At 39.2% G+C, this 22,587-nt stretch carries 18 protein-coding genes; 4 read left to right on the forward strand and 14 right to left on the reverse strand.

Annotated elements, in window-relative coordinates:
• Nucleotides 1-171 precede the first annotated feature (171 nt).
• The 5 genes from AB4274_RS02425 to AB4274_RS02445 all read right to left on the reverse strand — a co-directional run bounded on the left by AB4274_RS02425 (nt 172) and on the right by AB4274_RS02445 (nt 8,401).
• Nucleotides 172-2,025: an AIPR family protein gene (locus AB4274_RS02425; protein WP_372110830.1), complete on the reverse strand. Its 1,854-nt coding sequence runs from the start codon at nt 2,023-2,025 to the stop codon at nt 172-174.
• On the reverse strand, nt 2,025-2,984 hold the full coding sequence (locus tag AB4274_RS02430) for a PD-(D/E)XK motif protein (protein WP_372110832.1): 960 nt from the start codon (nt 2,982-2,984) through the stop codon (nt 2,025-2,027). The genes AB4274_RS02425 and AB4274_RS02430 overlap by 1 nt, the downstream gene beginning before the upstream one ends.
• A complete protein-coding gene (locus AB4274_RS02435) occupies nt 2,975-6,115 on the reverse strand; it encodes a Z1 domain-containing protein (RefSeq protein ID WP_372110835.1) in 3,141 nt (1,046 codons plus the stop codon). The genes AB4274_RS02430 and AB4274_RS02435 overlap by 10 nt, the downstream gene beginning before the upstream one ends.
• 5 nt (nt 6,116-6,120) lie before the next feature.
• Complete coding sequence (locus AB4274_RS02440; protein ID WP_372110837.1) at nt 6,121-7,617, reverse strand: ATP-binding protein; 1,497 nt, start codon at nt 7,615-7,617, stop codon at nt 6,121-6,123.
• Nucleotides 7,618-8,170: 553 nt separating this feature from the next.
• Nucleotides 8,171-8,401: a pyocin activator PrtN family protein gene (locus tag AB4274_RS02445; RefSeq protein ID WP_372110839.1), complete on the reverse strand. Its 231-nt coding sequence runs from the start codon at nt 8,399-8,401 to the stop codon at nt 8,171-8,173.
• 369 nt (nt 8,402-8,770) lie between these two features.
• Here AB4274_RS02445 and AB4274_RS02450 point away from each other — a divergent pair, with 369 nt between their 5' ends.
• Complete coding sequence (locus tag AB4274_RS02450) at nt 8,771-9,841, forward strand: site-specific integrase (RefSeq protein WP_372110842.1); 1,071 nt, start codon at nt 8,771-8,773, stop codon at nt 9,839-9,841.
• 3 nt (nt 9,842-9,844) lie between these two features.
• Here the strand turns inward: AB4274_RS02450 and AB4274_RS02455 are convergent, their stop codons facing one another.
• From AB4274_RS02455 to AB4274_RS02485, 7 genes are all read right to left on the reverse strand, one after another.
• Nucleotides 9,845-11,416, reverse strand: a complete 1,572-nt coding sequence (locus AB4274_RS02455; protein WP_372110845.1) for a hypothetical protein — start codon at nt 11,414-11,416, stop codon at nt 9,845-9,847.
• Between the two features lie 74 nt (nt 11,417-11,490).
• Nucleotides 11,491-11,652, reverse strand: coding sequence for a hypothetical protein (locus AB4274_RS02460; RefSeq protein WP_372110847.1), 162 nt, complete (start codon nt 11,650-11,652; stop codon nt 11,491-11,493).
• Nucleotides 11,652-11,783 (reverse strand): hypothetical protein, encoded by a 132-nt coding sequence (locus AB4274_RS02465; RefSeq protein WP_372110850.1) that lies wholly within the window; start codon nt 11,781-11,783, stop codon nt 11,652-11,654. The genes AB4274_RS02460 and AB4274_RS02465 overlap by 1 nt, the downstream gene beginning before the upstream one ends.
• Before the next feature lie 85 nt (nt 11,784-11,868).
• Nucleotides 11,869-14,232, reverse strand: coding sequence for a hypothetical protein (locus AB4274_RS02470; protein ID WP_372110853.1), 2,364 nt, complete (start codon nt 14,230-14,232; stop codon nt 11,869-11,871).
• 43 nt (nt 14,233-14,275) lie between these two features.
• Nucleotides 14,276-15,751 (reverse strand): glycerophosphodiester phosphodiesterase, encoded by a 1,476-nt coding sequence (locus AB4274_RS02475; RefSeq protein WP_017065767.1) that lies wholly within the window; start codon nt 15,749-15,751, stop codon nt 14,276-14,278.
• Nucleotides 15,752-15,967: 216 nt separating this feature from the next.
• A complete protein-coding gene (locus tag AB4274_RS02480; protein WP_102394619.1) occupies nt 15,968-17,122 on the reverse strand; it encodes a hypothetical protein in 1,155 nt (384 codons plus the stop codon).
• A 24-nt stretch (nt 17,123-17,146) separates the two neighbouring features.
• A complete protein-coding gene (locus AB4274_RS02485) occupies nt 17,147-17,356 on the reverse strand; it encodes a hypothetical protein (RefSeq protein WP_017059942.1) in 210 nt (69 codons plus the stop codon).
• Nucleotides 17,357-17,788: 432 nt separating this feature from the next.
• Between AB4274_RS02485 and zur the strand changes: the two genes are divergently transcribed.
• Complete coding sequence (gene zur / locus AB4274_RS02490; RefSeq protein WP_017059941.1) at nt 17,789-18,247, forward strand: zinc uptake transcriptional repressor Zur; 459 nt, start codon at nt 17,789-17,791, stop codon at nt 18,245-18,247.
• A gap of 17 nt (nt 18,248-18,264) precedes the next feature.
• Nucleotides 18,265-18,726, forward strand: coding sequence for a chemotaxis protein CheX (locus tag AB4274_RS02495; RefSeq protein WP_017059940.1), 462 nt, complete (start codon nt 18,265-18,267; stop codon nt 18,724-18,726).
• Nucleotides 18,727-18,864: 138 nt separating this feature from the next.
• Here AB4274_RS02495 and pgi read toward each other — a convergent pair whose 3' ends face one another.
• On the reverse strand, nt 18,865-20,517 hold the full coding sequence (gene pgi / locus AB4274_RS02500; protein ID WP_017065622.1) for a glucose-6-phosphate isomerase: 1,653 nt from the start codon (nt 20,515-20,517) through the stop codon (nt 18,865-18,867).
• A gap of 326 nt (nt 20,518-20,843) precedes the next feature.
• Between pgi and AB4274_RS02505 the strand changes: the two genes are divergently transcribed.
• A complete protein-coding gene (locus AB4274_RS02505; protein WP_017059938.1) occupies nt 20,844-21,263 on the forward strand; it encodes a secondary thiamine-phosphate synthase enzyme YjbQ in 420 nt (139 codons plus the stop codon).
• Between the two features lie 117 nt (nt 21,264-21,380).
• On the opposite strand, the gene AB4274_RS02510 is transcribed toward AB4274_RS02505, so the two are convergent.
• Nucleotides 21,381-22,586 (reverse strand): BamA/TamA family outer membrane protein, encoded by a 1,206-nt coding sequence (locus AB4274_RS02510; protein ID WP_371722146.1) that lies wholly within the window; start codon nt 22,584-22,586, stop codon nt 21,381-21,383.
• Between the last annotated feature and the right edge of the window lies 1 nt (nt 22,587).

The following is a 22,587-nucleotide window of genomic DNA, read 5'->3' on the forward strand; positions in this document are numbered from 1 at the left end:
ACTCTTAGTTGTTCTATATCACGATGAAAAAGCTCAAACTTGTAAGTTGTACTTTCGTAAACACCCCTGCACAAACTTTATGACAATCTTCTTGCAGGATATGGCTTGGGCACAATAAACATTTCAACAAAACTAACTTAATAAATCCATTTACCTATTAATTTAAACAGACTAAATATTGAACATCTCTTTTGTCCTCGCTAAAGCCATGAAGTTCTTTAACTCTGATGATTCTTTTATTGCTAGCCATAACTCTTCTTTTTTAGAATACTCTCCATAATCGTCACTTAAAGAGTACTTTTTAATAAGTTCATTCATAAGGAATAACAGCTCTTTTAGATACTCTATAAGTTCATCACTTAAGCATTCCTGCTTCCATATTTTTTGCAAAAGAAAGATCCCATCATTATTAGTATGAGACCACTTGTAAATAGCCGATATGGTATATGGCACAACCGCAGAACGAAGCTGCCCAATAGCATTTTTTCCTTGGCCATACACTTCCTCCATTGTTCTGAATAATATTATTTTGGCTATAAGTTGTTCATAGAATTCACGGTTGATATCTATGCCATCACCTTGTTCTGGCTCAATATCTTCAATAAACATACGAAAAACTTTCTCTCCACCCTTTTTAACGAGATGTGGTGCATCTCCCCATGCACAATAATATTTGGCGAGTAGCTCTTTAGTGAAGCGTTTTTTAGGAGGAAATTCATTCTTTAATTTCTGACCATTTGTACTCTTTCTAACTTGAGTATTGAAGTCACCTTTCGCTCGCTCAAAAAACCACTTCTTTCCTGATGGGGGCAGGACACTTTCACTGAGTGATTTTAACTGTACCAATTTAGGACTACGGGATCGAAGGTCTACTTTAGATACTCTAGATTGACTATTTGAAAACTCACTTATTTTAGAAATAAGATCATCTAAATCCTTAGATTTACAAGTCTTAGCGATATTAATCTTAGCCACCACTTTTACATTACTAATATCTAAACCTTCTTTACTAGAAAAATAAATAGAAGCCGTAGTCTGTCCGCCATTTACAATCTGAAAGTCTTGTAGGCTTTCTAGATACAGTGATTTTTTATAGTAAGATGTTTTTGCTGCTGTAGCAGTGATAGTTAAACCATTATTAAAGGCAATGAACTTTTCTGGATCATCCTTAATAGTTTTCTTAATCCCCTTATTAACACCTTTGAACTGTAAAAATGAACGAACATTCTTTTCCAATAGCTGACTTGAATATCTTTTATAAAGATCGGCCAAAATAGGTGCATCTAAAACGCATAAGTAAGATTCAAAATCCTCTTCATCAGCTGCTTTAATAACCTCGATATTCTTGCCAATTACATCCTTAAAAACGACTTTAAGTGGCTCAGCCCTACCTTGTGAGGCATATATACTCGCCAAATAATTTAGATCAACAACTCTTCTAATGAAAAGAAGTTCTTTTGATTGAGCTTTTTTTCCTACAACTCTATGTGAGAAGTTTTTGTTGTCATCTTTATAATGAATAGTGCGTAATTGAGGCTCTTCTCCTCTAAAAGAAACGGTAGCAGATAAAGTTACCAAAAATATTTCAATAACATCAAATTGATTCAATCCGTCTTCGCTTCCTAATTTAGTAATTAGTGGTTTAATAGGTTCAGATTCTTGGATATTTTCAAGCTTATTTTTAATTGCAGAAGAAACTAATCTGATAGCTTTCTTAAACTGTTCTTCATAGTTATTTCTCTTAGACACATAGAAGTCATCATTGTTTTCTGATAAGTAACTATCATCAACTATAAATATTTGTAATCGCTCACCAGTGCTATTCACCGTATATCCGTTGATTTTAATTTTATCATCATTCGAAAGATAATAAGTATGATTAACATCTTCTGAGTCAACCACCTTAGTCTCTAATAACAATGGCATAACTTCATCAATCAACAAATTTTGTTGAACAAAACCGTCATCATCTTTGCTTGAGTTTAATAAGTCTTCTCTAGTATTTAATACTGCGCCTAATTCCACTAATAGTTCTCCTGTGAAACTTTAAACTCTTGTAATTCTCTGACATCCAGATTGTATTTAACTGTCGAAATAGCCTTATGTAATCCAGAGGCTTTAATTTTTGGGAAGTAATCAACATCACAATCGAAGGTTTCTGTCTTCTTTCTAGCAAACAAAAAGCTTGAATACTTTGACAGACCTTCCTCACTCATATTTTCCTTTTCTAAAGCAGATAAAAGTATAGTGACATCTCCACTTTTCTTATTTATATGCCCCTTAATTTTCAGAAATAAATCTTTGAGCGATAAGCCATGTTCCGATTCTATAACAGAGATGACTTCTAAAATGAGAGGTTTTTCTTCAATATTTTCGAGTTGGTACTCACTAGAAATTTTTATCACCCTAGAGTTTAATGGCTTAGTCTTTACTTCAATTGAGGAGCAGGATAACTCAAAATCATGTGATGCACCAAGTGGTCCTACCCACGATTTTAAAATATTATCAATCGGAACACTTGAACATGCGACTTGAATTAGTTTTAGTAAATAACTCAATTCCCCCCAAAGACCTATTACCCTCTCTTTGCTCAGTTTTTTATCTATAGTTTTTTTAAAAAACGTACTCCACTTTAAATAACAAGTTATGAAGTTTTTTGATGCTTCTTCTGCGTTATCAGTATTTTTTATTGAATCAATTAAAGAAATAATCAGGTCATCGAACAATGATGTAAAGTCTGAGTCTAATAATTTAATTTGAAGATAATGTCCTTGCTTAACAAAAAGCAACTCTAAGTTATCGTTATTTATAACATCAAACTTAGGAGTAAATGAGGAAGGAAGAGAAATTAATATCGCATGATTCGAGTTTTCGTCAACAGCCAAAAAAATTTCTAAAGGCCCATCAGGCTCAAATCTGATTGTACTTAAGCCTGAATCAATATTTTGAGATTCTAGTAGCTTCCATTTATCACTTAATTCCATGATATCTCCGCGTCTGTTGGTAATAACTCATCCGAAGCTTCATCTTCATCTTCATCTAGTATTTCTAGATCGTAATCACCTTTAACATACTCTCCATAGGGATCTAACTTTCTTGATATAGGAGGGAAGCCCATCGCCATGCCAACCAATGGTTCATTAAGTAATTGGCCTTTTTCTTTCAATAGCTTTTGAATATTGGTATCTACTTTCCCAGGAATTTGATTGAAAACGTAGTGGGGGTCAAATAAATAAAATATAAGCACACCTTGGTTTTTAGTTAGCTTTTCTCGATATATTCTTTCCGGTTTGGTTTTTCGTTGAGCTTTTTTCAGAGCCTCTTTTTCGCTTATATTTGGGTCATCTTTTAAAATTTCAGATACTTTTTGGTTGATGAATTCTTTTTCAGCTATACGTATTTGGTCTTCTTCAAGAGCAACCTTCATATCTGCTCCTCCGCTCATTATATTCGCAGATGAACCAGTAGGTTTAAACCTCTGATCTTTTATGAATTCATCATAAAAATGATTACCTTTCTCTTGAGTAGGCCCAGTTCGGATCGCTAATTGTACATCTTTAGGTAGGCCTGTTTCATCAGAAGTGAGCTTTCCTAAACCACTATTTTTAGAGGCTGAACCTGTCAGTTTAATTGCTATGGTCCAAGATGTTAGTAAGTTTTTTTCAACACACTTATTTACGTATTGTTTTATCAGATTATTTCTAGTCTCATCAAAGTTGTTATTTGATTCAATAATCTTTATGAGTTCATTAGAAGATACTGTAGTAGCAAGCAATGATTCTTTTATCTTAGCATCAGAAAACAAAGGAGAAACAATACCTTTAAACTCAGCCCATACATTACTAATTTTTTCCTTAGTAATATCAAGCTCTGTTGTCATTACTAGAGAGTCTTGATACGACCATTTTATGCTTGTTGTGTTTTTCAAAATTGTTGGACGAGTAATTTGTAAAACTCCTGGGTGCTTTCTAACCCTTAGTTCAAAATCTCTTGGTGTTCCCCCTTTTTGATCCATCTTTTTGAATTCTTCTTTTAACTCATCAATGCATAAAGATGTTGAATCATATTTAGAAATTAAATCCCTAGATGTAAATAATTTGCAGCAGTCTAAATAGCCAGGTCGATAACCAAACCATCGACCCATTTGAAGGAGAGAGTCTGAATAGTTTGTCGAACGTACAAAATAGCTAACCGTCAAGCCTTCAAGAGTAAAGCCTCTAGATAATCTATTTCCCCCAATAGCTATAACTTTGCGAGGTTTCTCATCTTGGTATTTAAGCTCTTTTCCTGTAGTGCTGTTTAATGCCAGAACCTCAATATTTGACACTGCATCCACCAATAAAGGACTTATAGAATCAAACGAGACTGGTTGCATGTAGTCATCAACATAACTTTCAGGTAGGTGACTATGGATAGAGCCAACAATTTCAGCGCAATAATCGGACCAAACTTTTTCAAATTTTCGATAGATCGAATTTGACCCGTTTGGCTTATCCATTTTTAGTCTAGTCTCGATATCGCTATAAAATTCATGAATCAACTTACTAGATTTATTTTGCCATGAAGTGAATCTTGAAATATGCACAAGCATAGTGTTATGAGGTTGATGTACTTTAGAAAGAATAAGGTCTTTTCGTCTAGTTTCTCTAACAGCAATACCAAGAATAAAGCACATTACAGAATCTTTGATACTGTTAGGTAAATCAATTGGGAAATTATCGACAGATTTTGAAGCTCTAGTGCCTTTTTTGTATTCACTAAATGAAGTGAAATTTAAATAGCAACCAAACTTACCTATTTTGCTTTCCCAGTCTTGTTTATTATCAAACCGTTCAACACCAATTATTTCATCACCATTTTCCATTACCCGACTTGGAAAATTGGCTGTATAATCATCAATATCAAATACAATCGGAAGTTTTTTGCTTGGCTGTAGCGTTTCAAAAATCCGATGAGCTCCTATATAATTGGTAGGCGTATCTAACAGAAATATAAAGTCATCAGGAAATAAATTATCGACTTGCTCAAATAAAGATTCAGTTATTTTTTCATTAGATTTATCGGGAATACTCCACATTTCATCTGATGCTACATTTCTATCTTGAATGACATTAGCGAATGGAGTCGCCGTGTATCCCAAATAAGACTTTTTATGAAATAGACCTAATATTGCTCTAATATGACCATTAATTTTAGATGCATAATTTTGACCTTTGTGGCCTTCATTGTTGAGCGAAGCATTGTCAGCTTCATCATCAATAATCAACAAAGGTAGGCTATGCTTAGTTGCACCTGTAGGCAAATTGTCTTTTAACCAAAGTAAGATGTTTTTTAATATACTGACATTTTTTTTACAAACCATAATATTGGTTTGATTTAAAGAGAAGTTAGCATCTGCTAAAGGTCTATTAAAGTCAGCGTCTTCAGATGTAATTGAAACAACTTGGAAAACACTTTCATCACCTTGATGGCCAAAAGCTTGCCTAAGACCAACACCTTTACCATCTCCAATTACGTCTTTATCTATCCTAGCTTGCGTTTGTGATCTGAGATCATCCATAATTCCTGATAAAACAATAATCAGCTTATAACCAGAGTCTAACGCTCTATTGATTACAGCATTAAAATTACCTGTTTTACCTGACTGTACATCACCATCGACAAGTCCTTTAATAAAAGTAGATGATTGACTCTTAGGATCCGCCAATTTACTTAAAATTTTATAACTCGAGTTTTTAATTTCTTCTACTACTGTTTCAGCACGTCCTTGTCCACGCAAATACTCTAAGTATCTTTCAGTATAATTCCATGTGATTTCATTTTCTCTAGAATCATTTAGCCAAGTTGATTTATTCTTTGATAAAAGGTTGGGGGCTTTGATTGTTGTCACATAATTTGACTGAACCTCTTTTCTAACAACTTCAAAGTAGCTTTCAAATGTTTCTCTATCTATATTTGGCCAATTTAAATGCTCAGCAACAACTTCTAAACTAAAAAATATTTTATCAGATAGTTCTGAACGTAATTCTTCCAAAGATTCAAAACTTGCTGTTTTTAAGTGTTCTTTAATTTTATCTTTGATTGCATCTTGGTATTTAAAACGATAATTATCCATATCTGTCACTCCAACATTTCAAGAATATCAGTAGGTAACGTTTTTAAGTCTATACCTAGTTCACTGATGAGATTTTTTTTAATAAAATCATTGCTATATCCATGTTCCCTTAGGTTCAAAATAGCTTCAACAAAATTAGTTTCTTTAGTTTCTTCGCATTTATAAAAAGGTATATCTTCATGCGTATCTCTAATTTTATTGATAGTAGTATTGATCATTCTAACTAATAAATTTAATTTAGCTTTTTGTTTTGAGTCACATGAATCTACCAAATCATTCAGTAACGGAAAGTCATAATTAATCTCAAGCAAAGGGCCTTTATTAGAATGAATTTTTCGCAAAAACTTGGCCTCTTTATCACTTGGTTTATGATCAAACTTCCTTATTCCTCTATTGTAAAATTCCTTTTCAGCTTCAGCTGTTAGTTCTTCAACATACCCTTTAAAAGCTTTAATTAGGTCATGAGGGATCATGACTTGAGATTTAGCAACATTAAGATGGAGTAAATGATCAGCTTTATTTCCGATATCAACTCTTAACCTAGCCAGCTGGATTCGGGGAGCCTTTCTGATCAAGCCATTCCAACCACCATAAATTATCAAGCGATTTGCACGATAGATATATACACCTTCCATATCTAACAAGCTTTTGTTCGGTGTTGTCCAAGCATTATCTGGTTGTTGTGAGTCTTTAATACTGGATGAGGGTAAAATAAACCCTTCCAATTTTATATTATCGTTACCAAAGCCTTTTTGCCTAAACTCAAGCTTCCTAAGGCTCTGTTTGCTTTCAGGAAATGGGTTGAATGGCCTGATATGGGTGTTATTAACTCTAATAGTTAATGGGTCTTTAGAGCTTTCTAAAAACCTATGGAAAACTATCCCCAAATGCTCAGTGGTATTTTGAACGATTTCTCTATGTAATGCCTTTTTTCTGTTATGCTCTTTAAGATATTTTTCAAACTTATAAAGCCCTGACCATATGACTATCGTATTTGGAGAAAAATCCGAAACTTGACCATTAAATTCATTGTTTAATTTATTAAATTCACTTACAAGTTGATAAATTTCATCCTGGTTGTTAACTACTATTTCCCACTTCTTTGTTTTTACTAAGTGATCTACATCCCAGGTTAAGCCATAGTAGTTCTTTTCCCCTTGCTTTCTAGACAATACAGTAAATTTCCGAGTCTGAGAGAATGAAGCAGCCTTCATCCCAAGGCCAAATCGCCCTAAATCAAGTTGAGTTCGCTCCCCCTCTGGGCTCGAACTTGGAAATTGCATGTTATGGATAAGCTCATCACCAGACATACCGTCCCCATTATCAGCAAGAAACAGCTGAAATGGCTCGATATCAGAATCTATCAAGACTTGGATTACATTAGCGTTAGCTGTAACGGAGTTATCGATTAAGTCAGCGATAGCAGCCTCAAGAGTGTATCCCTGTTCAGCAAGAGACTTTATTAAAAAGTCAGCCTTCGGTATCGCATCAATTACATTCATACAGTTAGACAACACAGCTCAAAAATTCCCTACAATATATAGAGTTACTACTTATTTGTACCATTAAAAAGCTAAAAATTCATACTTTGTTTATCGGTTTTCATTTGTTTTTTGATCATTGCATAAATCTGTCTATTCATTCCTTTCCATTCTCCAGTCTTGCACTCCACTCTCCACCTAGGCTACGGTTCTAGAACCAAGGCTTAAGGTATTTGGAAAAGTTTCGCCTACCATTGTTGTAACTTATAATCTGTAAACCTTTGCAGCTGTATGTAGTGAATTAGACAATTTGGCAACATAGTCAGAGCTCTAGATACAAGAAAAAGTAAATCAATTTACGGGGATTGTAATCAGCGTCAATTTTGCTCTGGCATATTGTGGGGTATTTTCAATTTATCTCTAGTATACAGTCCTCCAAAACGCAGCAAGTTACTAAAAATGCCGAGACTGATACATCCCAGCAAACCTTGATGTGCTTATGCTCAACATAGACAAATTATTGGCTAGCTTGATAAGAAAGAAGCAGATTATTGAAAAAGAGGGATTAGCGCAGCTACCTACGCTTTGCATCTACGAACTTAGCTAAGTCTTCCAGATGAACCACCAGCTTTGCCTTTTGCCCTTCCCCCATAGCCACAACAGGAATGAGTAAGCTTCCCGAAAGGTAATGTCGCCTTGCAACCCTATAGGTGACTCCTAGGTACTCTTCACAAAGCTCTGAGAGCGGGACAAGGACTTTTCCATGTTGTTTTAGGAGCAAATCAAAAGTTGAGATTCTTTTCATAGCCTCGATCTCCAGTTATCTACTGGTTATACTATGAACAATGATTTGAAAAGTTTGGCAAAATAACAGGACGTTTTTGCGTGTTTCGACTTTGACTAGCCAATTTATGACGTGAAAAGTTAACTATGGGCACGCAGTGGGCACAAACCAATAATTAAATAGCTTAAATTCATTAGGTTAGTAAAAATTCGCTACTATCGAGCATGGGTGCAACGGATAAGCGGTTAGCCGCGTATTTACTAGTATTGTCAGGTTTCATAAGGTGTTACTCGAAATCTATATACTGCATATATATACAGCAATTTGCTAGAGTTGCCCCAAACTCACCCTTTCAGTACGCATATAGTACGTATCGATGGAGTAGGACGAATGGCATCATTTAGCATTAAAAAAAGAACACTAAAAAGCGGTGAATCACGCTTCACAGTGGACATTGTAGTCAAAAAGAATTCGGCGATTATACACAGGGAATCGAAAACATTCAGGAAAAAAGAACTCGCTAGAACCTATGCAAACAAGCGGGTTCTTGAGCTAGAAAACCCTGACGAATCCGGACAGAAATCCGTACCGCTGTACGTACTTCTGGACAAGTTTATGGAAGAGCCTGATTTATGGGATAAAACAGGGCGAACGAAGCAATACGTTATCAAGCTTCTTCGAGACTGCGACATATCCAAGGTTGAAAGCGACAAGCTAAGAACTAGCGATTTAATCCAACACTGTAAAAACCGGAAAGGTGGAGGAGCTGGCGGTGCAACGGTCTATCACGATGTTGCTTACCTCCGTTCTGTAATGAAAAAGTCTAAGCCTGTCTTCAACGTCGACACCAATCACCAGATATTTGATGAAGCCGTACCCGTCCTGATTGATATGGGATTAGTCGGCAAGAGTCAGAAACAAACACGTCGCCCTACCTCTGAAGAACTGAAACTCTTAAAGCTTGGGTTAGAGCAACGTGAGTCTTTCCGGCCAAACGGTACAACTCGAATCCCATTCACTGACATTCTTGAGTTCAGCATTCTTACTTGTATGCGAATTGGTGAAGTCTGCAAGCTGCGTTGGGAAGATCTCAACCAAGAACATAAAACGATACTCGTTAGAGATAGAAAAGACCCAAGGAAGAAAGATGGCAATCACATGATTGTTCCGTTACTTGGTGAATCATTCGAGATCGCACTTAAACAACCGAACAAAGGCGAACTCATTTTCCCGTACAACTCACGAAGTGTTAGCGCAGGCTTTCAAAGAGTTAGAGATGAGCTGGGTATAGAAGACTTGAGATATCACGATTTGAGGAGAGAGGGAGCAAGTCGATTGTTTGAAAAGGGCTACTCAATTGAAGAAGTAGCCCAAGTGACTGGTCATCGGAACTTGAATATCTTATGGCAAGTTTATACTCAATTATTTCCACACAAACTACATACCAAGCATAACAACTAGTTACTAACCCTCTGATACCGATAAGCTTGAAACTGCCCTGGAGTTTTCATTAGCTACAAAGCTTAATTTAACTCTTTCACCATCCACCGACGCATCTATATCCATATCAAAATAGGTGCGTTCAAACCTTAATGATTTAAAATCAACACCAAAAATCTCAGGTAAAATGTCTTTCTTACGAAGTGTCAGCTCATTTGCCCGACCTGCTTCTCTACTTTCAAGTATTTTTTCGTACTCTTCAATACTCGTATCGAAATTAAAGGTTTTGATATTCTTACCGACAACAATGTCTTCACCTTCGAGTAGGTTAGAAATATAAGACAACGTCTCATAATCTTTTCCTGAAATTTCAAAGTCGTCAAATATTGGAACTTTCAAGTTAAACTTAGCTGTTATTTTTTTATAACAATCAATGATATGAATAAGATCACCAAACTCAGAAAAATACTTCAGCTTTTCTTGGTTACCTTCCTCAATCATCAGAGGCTTACTAGCGTCACCTTCTTCAAGTTCAAACCCTAGACTCAAACCACCTCCAGTTTGAAGAACCTCTTTGGCCATCAATATTTTACTAAAAAATGGCAATCTGTTGAGGTCTTTCCCCACCCACTGAGCAGTGTTAATCGTATAACTACATGTAAATTTTGGGCTATTAGCTTCAGATAAATCACAAAAACATGATATGTCGATCAGCTGATTAAAAGCACGAACATCAAATTTAATACCGCCGTTCAAACTTATCAGCTTACCTTTAAAGCTACCAAGATAGACTTCTTCTGAATGTGATAATGCATAAAGGTCGACAGAAATCTTTTTTGAGCTTGGTTGGATGATTAGTTCTTTGCAACCTCCCTCACTGGTATTTAAGGTTTCGAATAGTTTAGACCCGGTGAGCTTAAATTTTTTGCTTGATAGTTTTACTGGCTTACCTGTTTCTCTCATCTTTTCCAAGCTAGATTGAAACTCTTCACCATCTGATTTGTTCATTGATATAGAGAAGCTAGCATCACTTGTTAAAGGGATAACATTTCGAAATGTAGTCCCATTTACAACGTCAGTTTGGACAGAAAATCTACTATCTAATTGGTTAAGGCGATCATCAATAAAACCAACCATCTTTGATGGTACATCCGCAGAAAAAATGGTGTCCTTACCAGATACATAATCCAATGTATTCTTTAGTGCTTTTGATTCAATTTCTTCTTTAGGGAGGAGTTGCTTACCAAGGTTATCTCTCGCAAAGATTAACGTTTGATTCTTCCAATCACGTAAGAGCTCTTCAGAGTAGGAACCATCATCAACATCGATAAGCCTAGAACAAGTAGTACACAGCCAAATACCATTGTCATAATGCTTTCTTTCTGCTTCTGTTTGCTCTTTCTTATAACGAGGCCCTCCAGGTGCAGCAGCACAAATATGAGCCGCGACACCCACGTTCGATAATGAACAGTTATCAATTTTAGACGCTACGGTAAGAACTCTACAGTCGGGTTTTGAACATAAATTCGCAACGTTCTCTCTTAACGAGCGTTTAGTCGATTCAAGAAAATCATGTCTTTTATGAATTGGAGCCATTCACTACAACCTATGAAGTTAACATTGGAGAAACAGCAACACTCTATCCCTTAAGTGTATAAAACAACAAGATATTATTGAGAACCCTTATTTTTATCTAGCTCTACCACTCTTACTTTAAGTTCCCCTAATCCAATTTTGAGCCAGTCAATATCCACTCGTATCGCTGCAACAGTAGCTATACTGGAGACACACCCAGTGACAACGGCAACAATGATTGTTTGATACTCTGCCATTACTTGAACTCATTGCGTAGGGTTTCCCATAGGCCAAATACTATGGGAGCACTTACGCCAATAATGCCACCGAATTGAACACCGTCTGCAGATACACTCGCGGTGATAAGTTCAGGGTGACCAGATACCAAAGCAGCTCCCGCTCCAAGTAACGCTAACCCCTTTTTAGTGGAAGGAGCAGATCATTTTCTTCTGTTCACTTTCTATGACGCGGACTTAAATAACCAACTTTTCAAGTTCGATTCGGTGAGAGGCTTTTCCTTTACTGTGCTTTACCCATAAACGCTTTGGTTGGTATCCATTGGCACGGACCTCAACATCATAATTACCCTCTGGCAATCGCATACCGGCTTGGTACCTAGGCTTAATATTCATTATTCGAACCTTAAAACCCGGTTGGTTCTGTGCATTTGAATTGATGTACATAGGAAACTCCGTTTGGGCTTCATTATTGTTTTTAGCTGAACTCACCGGTTCGCTCTCAGCACGCTGAGTTAAATAACGAGCAAAAACACCATCCAACTCCGCTACCGAATGCTCCAAAGAGGCAGAAAACCCATCAGTAATACGCATACTTTTGTCTATTTGAGCGCCAAGTGGATGAATCAACGGTTGAGTATGTATCACCCAACGAACGGCATAAGAAGCCGACGGAGATAGTGTGTCACTGACTTGCTCTAAGAAAAAGCCAATCGTTGAGTCCGTTTGAGTGTACTTGGATGAAAATACATTCACAGGCACAACAAGAATAACGAATATGACGATAAACGAGCTGCCTATATTCAGAGCCTTGCTCTTCAAGTTCGGTGCTGGCCGTGGTTTATGGTAATTCATCAACACGATAAATTTTCCTGGCAGCTTAAACACCGTTAGGACAACGAGAAATAGCGATAGTCCCATTGATATTGGCGGCACAATGATAGAACGCAATGCCGCTTTGCCTTGTTCAGCATAAGGGCCATCATCAGCAAACTGAGCGCGTGACGCCTCAATATAACCTAGCCAATAATCTCTCTCACGCCTCACATTTGGAACAATAACCTGTTGGTAAAATTGCTTATTATTCCACGTCGCCATCATGGGCTCGACGTAATAACGTTCGCCCATACGATTCTTTATTTGTTGCTGAACTTCGGCTACTTTTTGAAAATCATTCCAAGATAAGTTCGGTTCAATGTCGTAACCCCGCTGCTTTGCCTCGGCATGCCAACGAGCTTTGGTGTCCTTCATAACTTTGTTTCTGACTGCATTTTTAAACACGCTAATTTGGTTTATTTGCCAATTGGAGTCTAAATGGATCCCCTTTCGATGAACTTGAGTACGAACCTTACTTGCTGTTGTAGAGTGGGAGCGAAACTCCGACATAGAGTCGATTCCCATAGGATAACCGGTCTCTTTTAAGAACTGTTTTTGCCACACTGCCAGTATTCGTGGTGTGTAATGAGCGACACTATTGGTATACGTTTTATCTTGAATGGCTTCTCCAGCTTGCCCTGTCGCCTGCTCAATACCGGCTTGGATAACTGATAAGCCTAGAGAACCGAATGCTTCCCCCCAAGATGTTTCACCTTTCGTTCGTCGAAAGGTTTTCTCTAACCAATAATCCATCGGTTGGTGGGGAATCGAGTTATCTTTTAATAAGCGTTCATAGCGATCTTCAATGCGGCTGATACAATTGGCTCTTGAGCTTCCTTTGCGTTTATAACAGCGTTCTTTATCATCAAATAGGTCAAAAATAGGTTGTGCAACTCTTTGTGCTCTCGCCTCTGCTCTCGTTAAATAGGCCTTACTCGCCTGTTGATAATCACGATACCCCGTCGCGACGGTCGACTCGACCTCTTCCCACGCTTGATTGGCCTTTTGATGGCGAGACTCTACCCTCTGATTATACGCCCCAACATGTTTTTGATATTGATGCCACGATTGCTGAACTTCACTCCGTAATACTTTATAGTTCGCATAGTGCTCATCGAAATTGGCGTTTGCTCGATTTTGAATATAACGATCCAAAATTTGAACTTTCTTATCATCAATATGACTTAAGAATGCATCATTGCTGTAAACCAACCCACCGATCAAAGCGAGAAAAGTCATTTCTGACGACTCGGTACTCGCCTCTGAGTTATAAGGGATCCCTTCGATATTAATCGCATTCATCGCTAAACTAGATCGCAGTACAGAGGAAAAGAAAGCCTCCTGTCTCTGCTTTGCACTACTCGGTTCAATCAACCATTTATCTATTACCGCCTTTTGACCAAAAAAAACCGTTGGCCAAACCAAAGCTGTAATCACGACCAACGATGAAATAGCGCGAAACTTCGTCGTGGTCAGCCATCCTTTAAGTAGAAAATCCGCAACAATTAAAGTCACCCCGATCCCTGAGATGGTTCGGCCAAATAGCTCCGTTTTATGTAATTGAGCATCACTAACATCGATTCCACCCGCAATTTCAACCAACTTGGCGTTGAAAGCGACTTCAGGAAAAAGATAAAGAAGTGAACAAAAAAACAACAAAATAGCCAACCATTTCGGCTTCTTATTATTTGTGGTTATTACGTCCTGGCTAGGAACTGGTTTCATCTTAACGCTTCCAAAATTTGTCTATCCCTGTTCTCATCAAACATCATTTTTCTGTCGGCATCGAAATGCTGATCGCATCGTTACTTAAATTTAAATCTTCATCTTGAATATCAAACAGCACTGCTGGCTTCGCGCTCTGCGTTGTTTGCGTTCTTTTTTTCACACCTTTCACGCTAGCAGGCTTGGAATATGACACACTCCTAATGAGACCTCGGTTAGTGATGTAATGGCCATCTTTGAGGTAATCTATTTGTTCATAGAGTCGGTGAAAATCAGCGTCATTGGGTAGGCCAGCAACGGTTTCGCCTGCTAACGTTGTGGGTTGGTAGCCATTTGATTGAACGACAAGCTGTGGAGCAAGCTGCTGACAAATAGAGAACTTACTGGTATCCATGATCGCCTCATCTGGTAGAGGTCGACCTGCCTTAGCTAACGAGACCAATTGATCTTGGTGGTAATCCGTTCCGTTAATCGTATAAGTCACCACCTTCATGCCTTGCGCTTTCGCACGGCTGTAAATTGTCGCATATTGTCGGTAACTTCTTATATCAACATGTAATCCACTATTGGGGCCAAGTATTCGTTTTACCGTTTTAGCGGAATGTTTGGGCTTATGCTTACGATAACGCCCCTCCATAGCAAAGGCGCGATCGATATTCTTTTTATTTTTCTGATAATAATCATCAGAACCCATGCCTCGTTTTGCATCCCGCTTAAACTGAGCAACCGACGCCGAATGAGGCTCCCATACATACCCAAGATAAACACTTGAATTGATTTCCCGCATTTTTTTCAGAACGTCCATATCCATTGATGAATAAAAATAGTTTCTATAGGGGAGACTTTGTCTGGCCATTTCGTCGAGTTTAAACAAATCTTCCATGGAGCCATCTGATGTTTTTATTTCAATATTAAGGGGTTGTTCAATCGTTGCGTAATGGTACCAATCATTCACGGCTTCATTGAAATAAGCGGGACGATACCCATCTAATGTTCCGTCAGGGCTCCTTCCACTCAGAGAGTTCCACTCACTACTCTTCATACGACTCACGCGATATCGCTTACCATCACTACGAGCGGTTGCTCTTCCTGTTTCTATGTCGTGATGTACAACCCAATCTTTATCACGCGTCAGCATCACATCAATTTCTGCTCCATCAAAACCACTTACCGCCGCCATTTGAATCGCATTACGAGAGTTTTCAGCATAATTAGAGCTGCCACGGTGGGCGATAACATCAATAGGGCACTGCCCTTTGATGTAAGAGATATCCCCTCCCATGGTTTGATAAAGATTGCGCGATTTTAACGCCAACTGCATATCACGAAACATTTCTCGCCCCTCTGCTGAGTTATGATTCGAGATTAGTTTTGCATCTGCAGGTAATCCAAGCCCTCGCTCCAAGGTTGGTTGTGGTGGTGTTACTTTATCTGTAGATGAACATCCCTGAATAAGAGCAATAGTAGTGACAAGCAGCCCTCTTGAAAGCGTGGTTACACGTGAAGGTGGTGAAAACATGAGATCCTTATCCGTTGGTAGCTTATATGTGACATAACTGGGTTTCACACGCTGAGCACGACAAAGTCGGCCTCCAAGCACGGAGACCGCAAAGTGCTAATATATGATGACTCCAACCATTGATTTCGATTGTTGATATGTTGTTGGAGTGGACGTATTTAATGGTTCAATTTGATTGAAAGCAAAGGCTCAAAAACTCATAAATACAAATCATGATTACATTATTTCATCAAATAATAATTGAATAAGCCCTTGTTCATCTGGGATGTCATACCCCTTTCGACATGGATAAGCCAAACCATCTGTGAAGTTCAAAAACGAAAAGCTATTGTCTATGCTTTCGCTCCCCTCTTCATCCTGCCATGGTTCAATAGTACTGTTCTGTTTAGTCACGATATAACCACACGAATTGACAGGCATCTCGGTCTTACGATTTAAGACTATCTTATGATTGGAATTATTGTAGTGATTTACTCGAATCTTACCGGCTAACGCTAGATATATCGCCCCTGCGGCGCCCAAAAGCAAAGTATGGCCGATAACTTTACCTGTCGCACTCGCTACGGCGATTCCAACATTAGCAGTCGCACTCGCGATGCTTTGACCTCGGTTTCCATAACGGTCTGTAGAATACACGTAATCCACGCTATGTTTTCTTTCAACGCGAGCACGTTGTCTGACAGGAGTATGGTTTATGTACTCTTGACCACCAAAAGCATCAAAGTTGTGTATTAATACCGGAACACAATGATAAGTTTCTCCATTCCAGTTCACTACACGAGCCTTCATTTGCCATGGATAATACTCTTCATCTAAATATTTCTTACATAAAGCTGGTAACAAATGGCTAAGTAACGCTGTGTTGTGATCGCTCTGCGCCATGTTGTACAGTCCTTGCGTTATTGATCGGGCCTGCTCTTGATCTCCTGATCTTGCGGCAACGATAAAGAGAATGACCTCGCCCCAAAAAGTATCGTTGATCAAGTAGTCAACCGGCAAATTATCGATTTCGATTAAAGCTCGTGGAACATCTTCATCGGACAAAGCCTCCAATACTGCAGACAAGTGATGCACGCGATCTTGAGGCTTTGCAATAGGTTCGTAATATGCGTCCCATCGTTCAACAAAGGTCTTCCAACGCATTATTTTTTTAAACTCCTCAGTTACTCCTTCCGTGGTGAGTAACTTAGGTTCAATATATTTTGCAATGTGCTTTTTATGACCGTCTCGCTTTTTCATCGCCTTTGTGTAAATTTTGCTATCAGACTTGAATAAGTGCAGTGCTAAACCATAGCTTTCATACCATTCACCAAGGTTAAGATGACTACTTTCTAATGAAGCTTTAGCCAAAGCGTCAAAATGCTTTTTCATTTTATTCCCTTCCAATTTGACGACTTAAATAAAGATAAAGGCGATGACTAAAATAATAGCTGCGGCTATAGCCAGTTTGATGTATAGCTCATTTTTTTTAACTCTTGGTTCTTCCACTTCTTCAAGCTTATCCCTCATGGCCTTAAAGTCATCCAAACGTTGTTGATAACGTTTTTCTCTTTGATTATAGATGGACAACAGTTTCAGAAATGATTCTTTGTTTACTTGCTCCACAGCTTAACTCCAAGCATTTGAAATTAAGACTAAAACTCCAATACACCATGACAAGCTCATGTTGACAGGAGGGGTCAATAGTCTTCTTCTAGTCTATATTAGGCATCGATTTTAGCGAATAAGGAACAATATGCGATAAGAAATGTGATTTAAAACAGCACATTATTGTAAGAAAAATTAATTGAGCTAAATTGAACTCAAATGAAGATGTCATATCAACTTTACCTCATACTTTTTTATAAACCTATTCACCAGATCTCTAATTCAACCTCATTAATCAGTTATGCCTTGAGTCACACTGTCATTTTGAGTTACCTTGTCTTATTCAAAGTCGTGGGTCACAATACGCTCTGTACCTGACTTTAATAGAAATCATTGGCTCCCAAAACGTAATAACCTAGAAATAAGGTTTGATTAGGGATGTCCGATTGAATGGTGAAAAATTTGGACCACACATTAATAGAGCAAGTTGAAGGGATATGCGCATCGCGAGGCGTTAGATTAACACCTCAAAGAAAGCGAGTGTTTGAGCTCATCCTCTCTAATAAAAAAGCCTCCAGTGCTTATGAATTATTAGAGCAGTTGAAAGTCAGTGAACCGCAAGCCAAGCCACCTACAGTATATCGCGCTTTGGATTTCTTGTTGGAGCAAGGTTTCATTCACAGAGTTGAGTCAACCAATAGCTTCATATGCTGCTGCTCTTGCAATGCCAACAAACATTTCTCCCAACTACTGATCTGCGATAAATGTGGCACTGTGATAGAACTGCAGGACGATGCGCTTGTCACCCTACTCGCCAGTAACGCTGAGAAGCATGGCTTTCAATTGACTAATCATGTCATTGAATCGCATGGCATTTGCCAATCTTGCTCCTCCGAGATGAAAGAATAAGATTATAGAAGAACATTATGCGCGCTGAATTTGTAAACCCGTTTTTAGCTTCTTTGATGAACGTATTAAAAACGATGGCTTCTCTAGAATTGAAGCCACAAAAACCGAGAGTTAAGAAAGATGAAATCGCTCGTGGTGATGTATCCGGCCTAATTGGTATGGTGGGTACACAATCTCGTGGCTCTATGTCGATCACCTTTGATGAAGGTCTCGCTCTCGAAATCATGGAAAACATGCTTGGTGAACGACCAAACGGCCTCAACGAAGAAGTGACCGATATGGTGGGTGAAATCACTAACATGGTGACTGGCGGTGCGAAACGTATTCTTGCGGAAAGCGGTTTTGACTTCGATATGGCAACACCAATCGTGGTTTCCGGTAAAGGTCATACGATTCGTCACAAGTGTGATGGGGCAATCATCATCATGCCTTTCTCATCTCAATGGGGTAATGCTTTCATCGAGATCTGTTTCGAATAGAGACAATCGAGTAAATATAAAACGAAAGGCTGACGTACATACGTCAGCCTTTTTTATTGCCGTAAAATCAACGGACATAAAAAACGCCAACCGAAAGGCTGGCGTTTACAGTTATTACTTGGTGTTACTTAAACAGTCTTAAGCTTTAAGCGCTTTAAATGCGTTGATTAGACCGTTAGTTGAGCTGTCGTGAGACGTTACTTGAGCATCGTCAGCAAGCTCTGGAAGAATTTGGTTTGCTAGTTGCTTACCAAGTTCTACACCCCATTGGTCGAAGCTGAAGATGTTCCAGATAACGCCTTGAACGAAGATCTTGTGCTCGTACATCGCGATTAGGTTACCTAAAGAGCGAGGGTTGATTTGCTTAACAAGAATAGAGTTCGTTGGACGGTTACCTTCAAATACTTTGAAAGGTACAAGCTCAGCCACTTCTTCAGCTGTTTTGCCAGCCGCTAGGAATTCAGCTTCCACTGTCTCTTTTGTCTTACCGAATGCTAGTGCTTCAGTTTGAGCAAAGAAGTTAGACATCAACTTCTGGTGGTGATCAGATGCTGGGTTGTGGCTGATAGCAGGAGCAATGAAGTCTGATGGGATCAGCTTAGTGCCTTGGTGAATCAGTTGGTAGAAAGCATGCTGACCGTTTGTACCAGGTTCGCCCCAGATGATAGGACCTGTTTGGTACTCTACCGGGTTGCCTTCACGGTCTACAAACTTACCGTTTGATTCCATGTTGCCTTGCTGGAAGTAAGCTGCAAAACGGTGCATGTACTGGTCGTAAGGTAGAATTGCTTCTGACTCAGCGCCGTGGAAGTTGTTATACCAAATACCGATAAGCGCAAGGATTACTGGAATGTTGCTTTCAAACTCAGTTGAAGCAAAGTGGTTATCCATCTCGTGAGCACCTTCTAGTAGCTCAACGAAGTTATCGAAGCCAACAGATAGTGAGATAGAAAGACCGATTGCAGACCATAGTGAGTAACGACCACCAACCCAGTCCCAGAATTCGAACATGTTGTCAGTATCAATACCAAACTCAGCGACCGCAGTTGCGTTAGTTGATAGTGCTGCGAAGTGTTTAGCTACGTGTGCGTTGTCACCCGCTTCAGCCAAGAACCAATCACGTGCAGAGTGCGCGTTAGTCATTGTTTCTTGAGTCGTGAATGTTTTAGATGCCACTAAGAATAGCGTTGTTTCTGGGTTAAGAGGCTTAAGTGTCTCAACGATGTGAGTGCCATCTACGTTAGAAACGAAGTGCATGTTTAGGCGAGTTTTGTATGGCGTTAGTGCTTCAGTCACCATGTATGGACCAAGATCCGAACCGCCGATACCGATGTTTACAACATCAGTGATCTCTTTACCTGTGTAACCTTTCCACTCACCAGAAACGATGCGGTGTGTGAACAGTTCCATTTTTGCTAGTACAGCGTTAACTGCTGGCATTACGTCTTTGCCGTCAACCATTACTGGCTTGTCGCTACGGTTACGTAGAGCAGTGTGAAGTACTGAACGACCTTCAGTCTTGTTGATTGCATCACCACCGAACATTGCTTCGATTGCAGACTTAACTTCAGTCTCGTTCGCAAGAGCAAATAGGTGCTGCATAGTTTCAGCATCGATAAGGTTCTTAGAGTAATCCACTAAGATGTCAGAACCGAAACGAGTAGAAAAGCTCTCGAAACGCTTTGCATCTTGAGCAAACAGCTCTTTCATATCCATATCTTGAGCAGACTCAAAATGTGCCGTTAGAGCTTTCCACGCTTGTGTTTGCGTTGGGTTGATATTTTTCAACATGGTATCTATCCCGATGTTACTGTAGGTTTTATTCTAAACGTCACCTGGGTGATGAATAGAACCCCCGATTAGGCGAAAGTTTATATTTTTCTGTGATGACCAAACCGCGTCACCACTGAAAGATTCTTTGTAATTTTTTTTCACGACGTATTATGCCGCATATGAAGAGCTGTACCTTGAGATAAATCAGGATTAGATTTCCTGACAGAAGAATCGGTACAGACTCTAGCTCTAACATAATTAAATGTGAGCGATACCTGATAAATTCAAGTTCAAAAGATAGCGTTAAACCACTTTTTTTCCAAATACATTATAAAGGATGGCGTATGTGGATTCAGAAGACTATACACCTAAATGCACGAAAGCGTGGATTTCATCTCATTACTGATGAAATTGAACAACAGATACACGATATCAATTCTCTATCTGTTGGTTTATTACATCTTTTTATCCAACATACCTCTGCCAGCCTCACGCTAAACGAGAACGCTGATCCTACCGTCCGTACCGATATGGAGTCGCACTTTAATAAGTTTGTCCCAGAGCGAGCGCCCTACTACAGACACACCTATGAAGGTGATGATGACATGCCTGCCCACATTAAAGCATCGACACTTGGCACCAGTGTGACAATACCAATTAGCAATGGTCGTTTAGCTTTAGGAACATGGCAGGGTATTTACTTAGGAGAGCACCGAGATTGTGGTGGAAGCCGAACTGTGATTGCTACGATGCAAGGTGAGTAGACTGCTTGAAAACAAGATCTCCTTAATAAAAACAATATCTTGTTAATAAAAAAGAGTGATGTGTTTCCACGACCACTCTTATAAAAATAGTATTTGGCCTACTGTAGGCCGAAAGGTTTAGAAGGGCTGGTTTATCATAACCCTAAAGGCCCCTTCGTCACCACCTCGCGCCAACTCAGCACGTACAACAATACCTTCCACTTGGAAACGCACCGCGCCACCTAAGCTCCATTTCATGTCCGAGTGCAGTGTTTTGATGTCGTACTCATCGGCAACGCGCCCTAATTCAGCAAACGCTACCCATTGCCACCAAGGCAAATCGTAGTAGTTTATCAGTGGGATATCGCCAAGTGGTTGCCAGTCAGGAAGTACTCGGTACTCAGCAGAATAATGAACTGCAGAGCGACCGTGATAACGACCTCCGGTATAACCTCGTAAACGATACAAGCCACCCAATCGAGCTTGCTCCGTTTCTGGTGGGCGAGCACAATCTTGCCCAGAGCAGTTATCCCACGTTGGCGTGTCAGCGGTATAGAAATCAAATGCTAAAACTTGTTGATCGAATAAGTCCCCTAAAGGACCTAAAGCAAAGTACTGGCTATTTTGGAAGGTCCACTTAAGCCACAAGTCATCGTTAGACCAACTCTCTGCGCCAGTGGTGAACTCAAGGTTAGTGTGAGAACCTCTGGTCGGGTTGCGTGTGCTATCACGGTTATCCCAATCAAACGCCAAACTAAAGCCTGTTGCCTCCTCGGTATTATTTAAACCTTCCAACTCACGAGCAGTATAAAAAGGCGTAAATAGAATCGAACTGACACCCGATTCGATTGGCGAAGCAAAGCTCACATCTTTGATTGGCTGAAAAGCACCGAGTAAACCGTGTTCTGCAACGTTGCCCCAAGGTAGCAAATACTTAAACTCAAACTGATAGTTTTGCTCTAAGCCATCAGCAATGGTTTTGTCATCGATAGATGAATCATTATCGCCTTGAGAACCAATGTAATACGGGTTGTCGTTGAAGCGCGCTTGATACATCTGAGTGCTAAACAATACGTTCTCAGACAAGGCATAGTTAAAAGCCGATAGAAAACCGACGTAACTGTCTTTGTCTGAATAGAGTGCCATACCAAACAGAGCGGCTTGAGGTTGCCAAACACCCTTTGCGACACCCGCAACCCCAAAGGTGTTACCCATGGTTTCGGTGCTGAAGTAGAAAGGGACAAAAGCTGAATCTTTTTCTTCACTCGCAGCGGAAGAAGAAAAGCTGACACCGAGTAATGTCATTGCAGACATTAGCCAGTTTCGAGTCGTTCGCTTGAACATA

Origin of the sequence: Vibrio sp. 10N.261.55.A10 (genome assembly GCF_041470825.1) — a bacterium.
Lineage (GTDB): Bacteria > Pseudomonadota > Gammaproteobacteria > Enterobacterales > Vibrionaceae > Vibrio > Vibrio crassostreae_C.

Coding starts and splice junctions, on each gene's coding strand:
- AB4274_RS02430 (WP_372110832.1), bottom strand. CDS start 2,984: ATGGAATTAAGTGATAAATGGAAGCTACTAGAATCTCAAAATATTGAT.
- AB4274_RS02435 (WP_372110835.1), bottom strand. CDS start 6,115: ATGGATAATTATCGTTTTAAATACCAAGATGCAATCAAAGATAAAATT.
- AB4274_RS02440 (WP_372110837.1), bottom strand. CDS start 7,617: ATGAATGTAATTGATGCGATACCGAAGGCTGACTTTTTAATAAAGTCT.
- AB4274_RS02445 (WP_372110839.1), bottom strand. CDS start 8,401: ATGAAAAGAATCTCAACTTTTGATTTGCTCCTAAAACAACATGGAAAA.
- AB4274_RS02450 (WP_372110842.1), top strand. CDS start 8,771: ATGGCATCATTTAGCATTAAAAAAAGAACACTAAAAAGCGGTGAATCA.
- AB4274_RS02455 (WP_372110845.1), bottom strand. CDS start 11,416: ATGGCTCCAATTCATAAAAGACATGATTTTCTTGAATCGACTAAACGC.
- AB4274_RS02460 (WP_372110847.1), bottom strand. CDS start 11,652: ATGGCAGAGTATCAAACAATCATTGTTGCCGTTGTCACTGGGTGTGTC.
- AB4274_RS02470 (WP_372110853.1), bottom strand. CDS start 14,232: ATGAAACCAGTTCCTAGCCAGGACGTAATAACCACAAATAATAAGAAG.
- AB4274_RS02475 (WP_017065767.1), bottom strand. CDS start 15,751: ATGTTTTCACCACCTTCACGTGTAACCACGCTTTCAAGAGGGCTGCTT.
- AB4274_RS02480 (WP_102394619.1), bottom strand. CDS start 17,122: ATGAAAAAGCATTTTGACGCTTTGGCTAAAGCTTCATTAGAAAGTAGT.
- zur (WP_017059941.1), top strand. CDS start 17,789: ATGGTGAAAAATTTGGACCACACATTAATAGAGCAAGTTGAAGGGATA.
- AB4274_RS02495 (WP_017059940.1), top strand. CDS start 18,265: ATGCGCGCTGAATTTGTAAACCCGTTTTTAGCTTCTTTGATGAACGTA.
- pgi (WP_017065622.1), bottom strand. CDS start 20,517: ATGTTGAAAAATATCAACCCAACGCAAACACAAGCGTGGAAAGCTCTA.
- AB4274_RS02505 (WP_017059938.1), top strand. CDS start 20,844: ATGTGGATTCAGAAGACTATACACCTAAATGCACGAAAGCGTGGATTT.
- AB4274_RS02510 (WP_371722146.1), bottom strand. CDS start 22,586: ATGTTCAAGCGAACGACTCGAAACTGGCTAATGTCTGCAATGACATTA.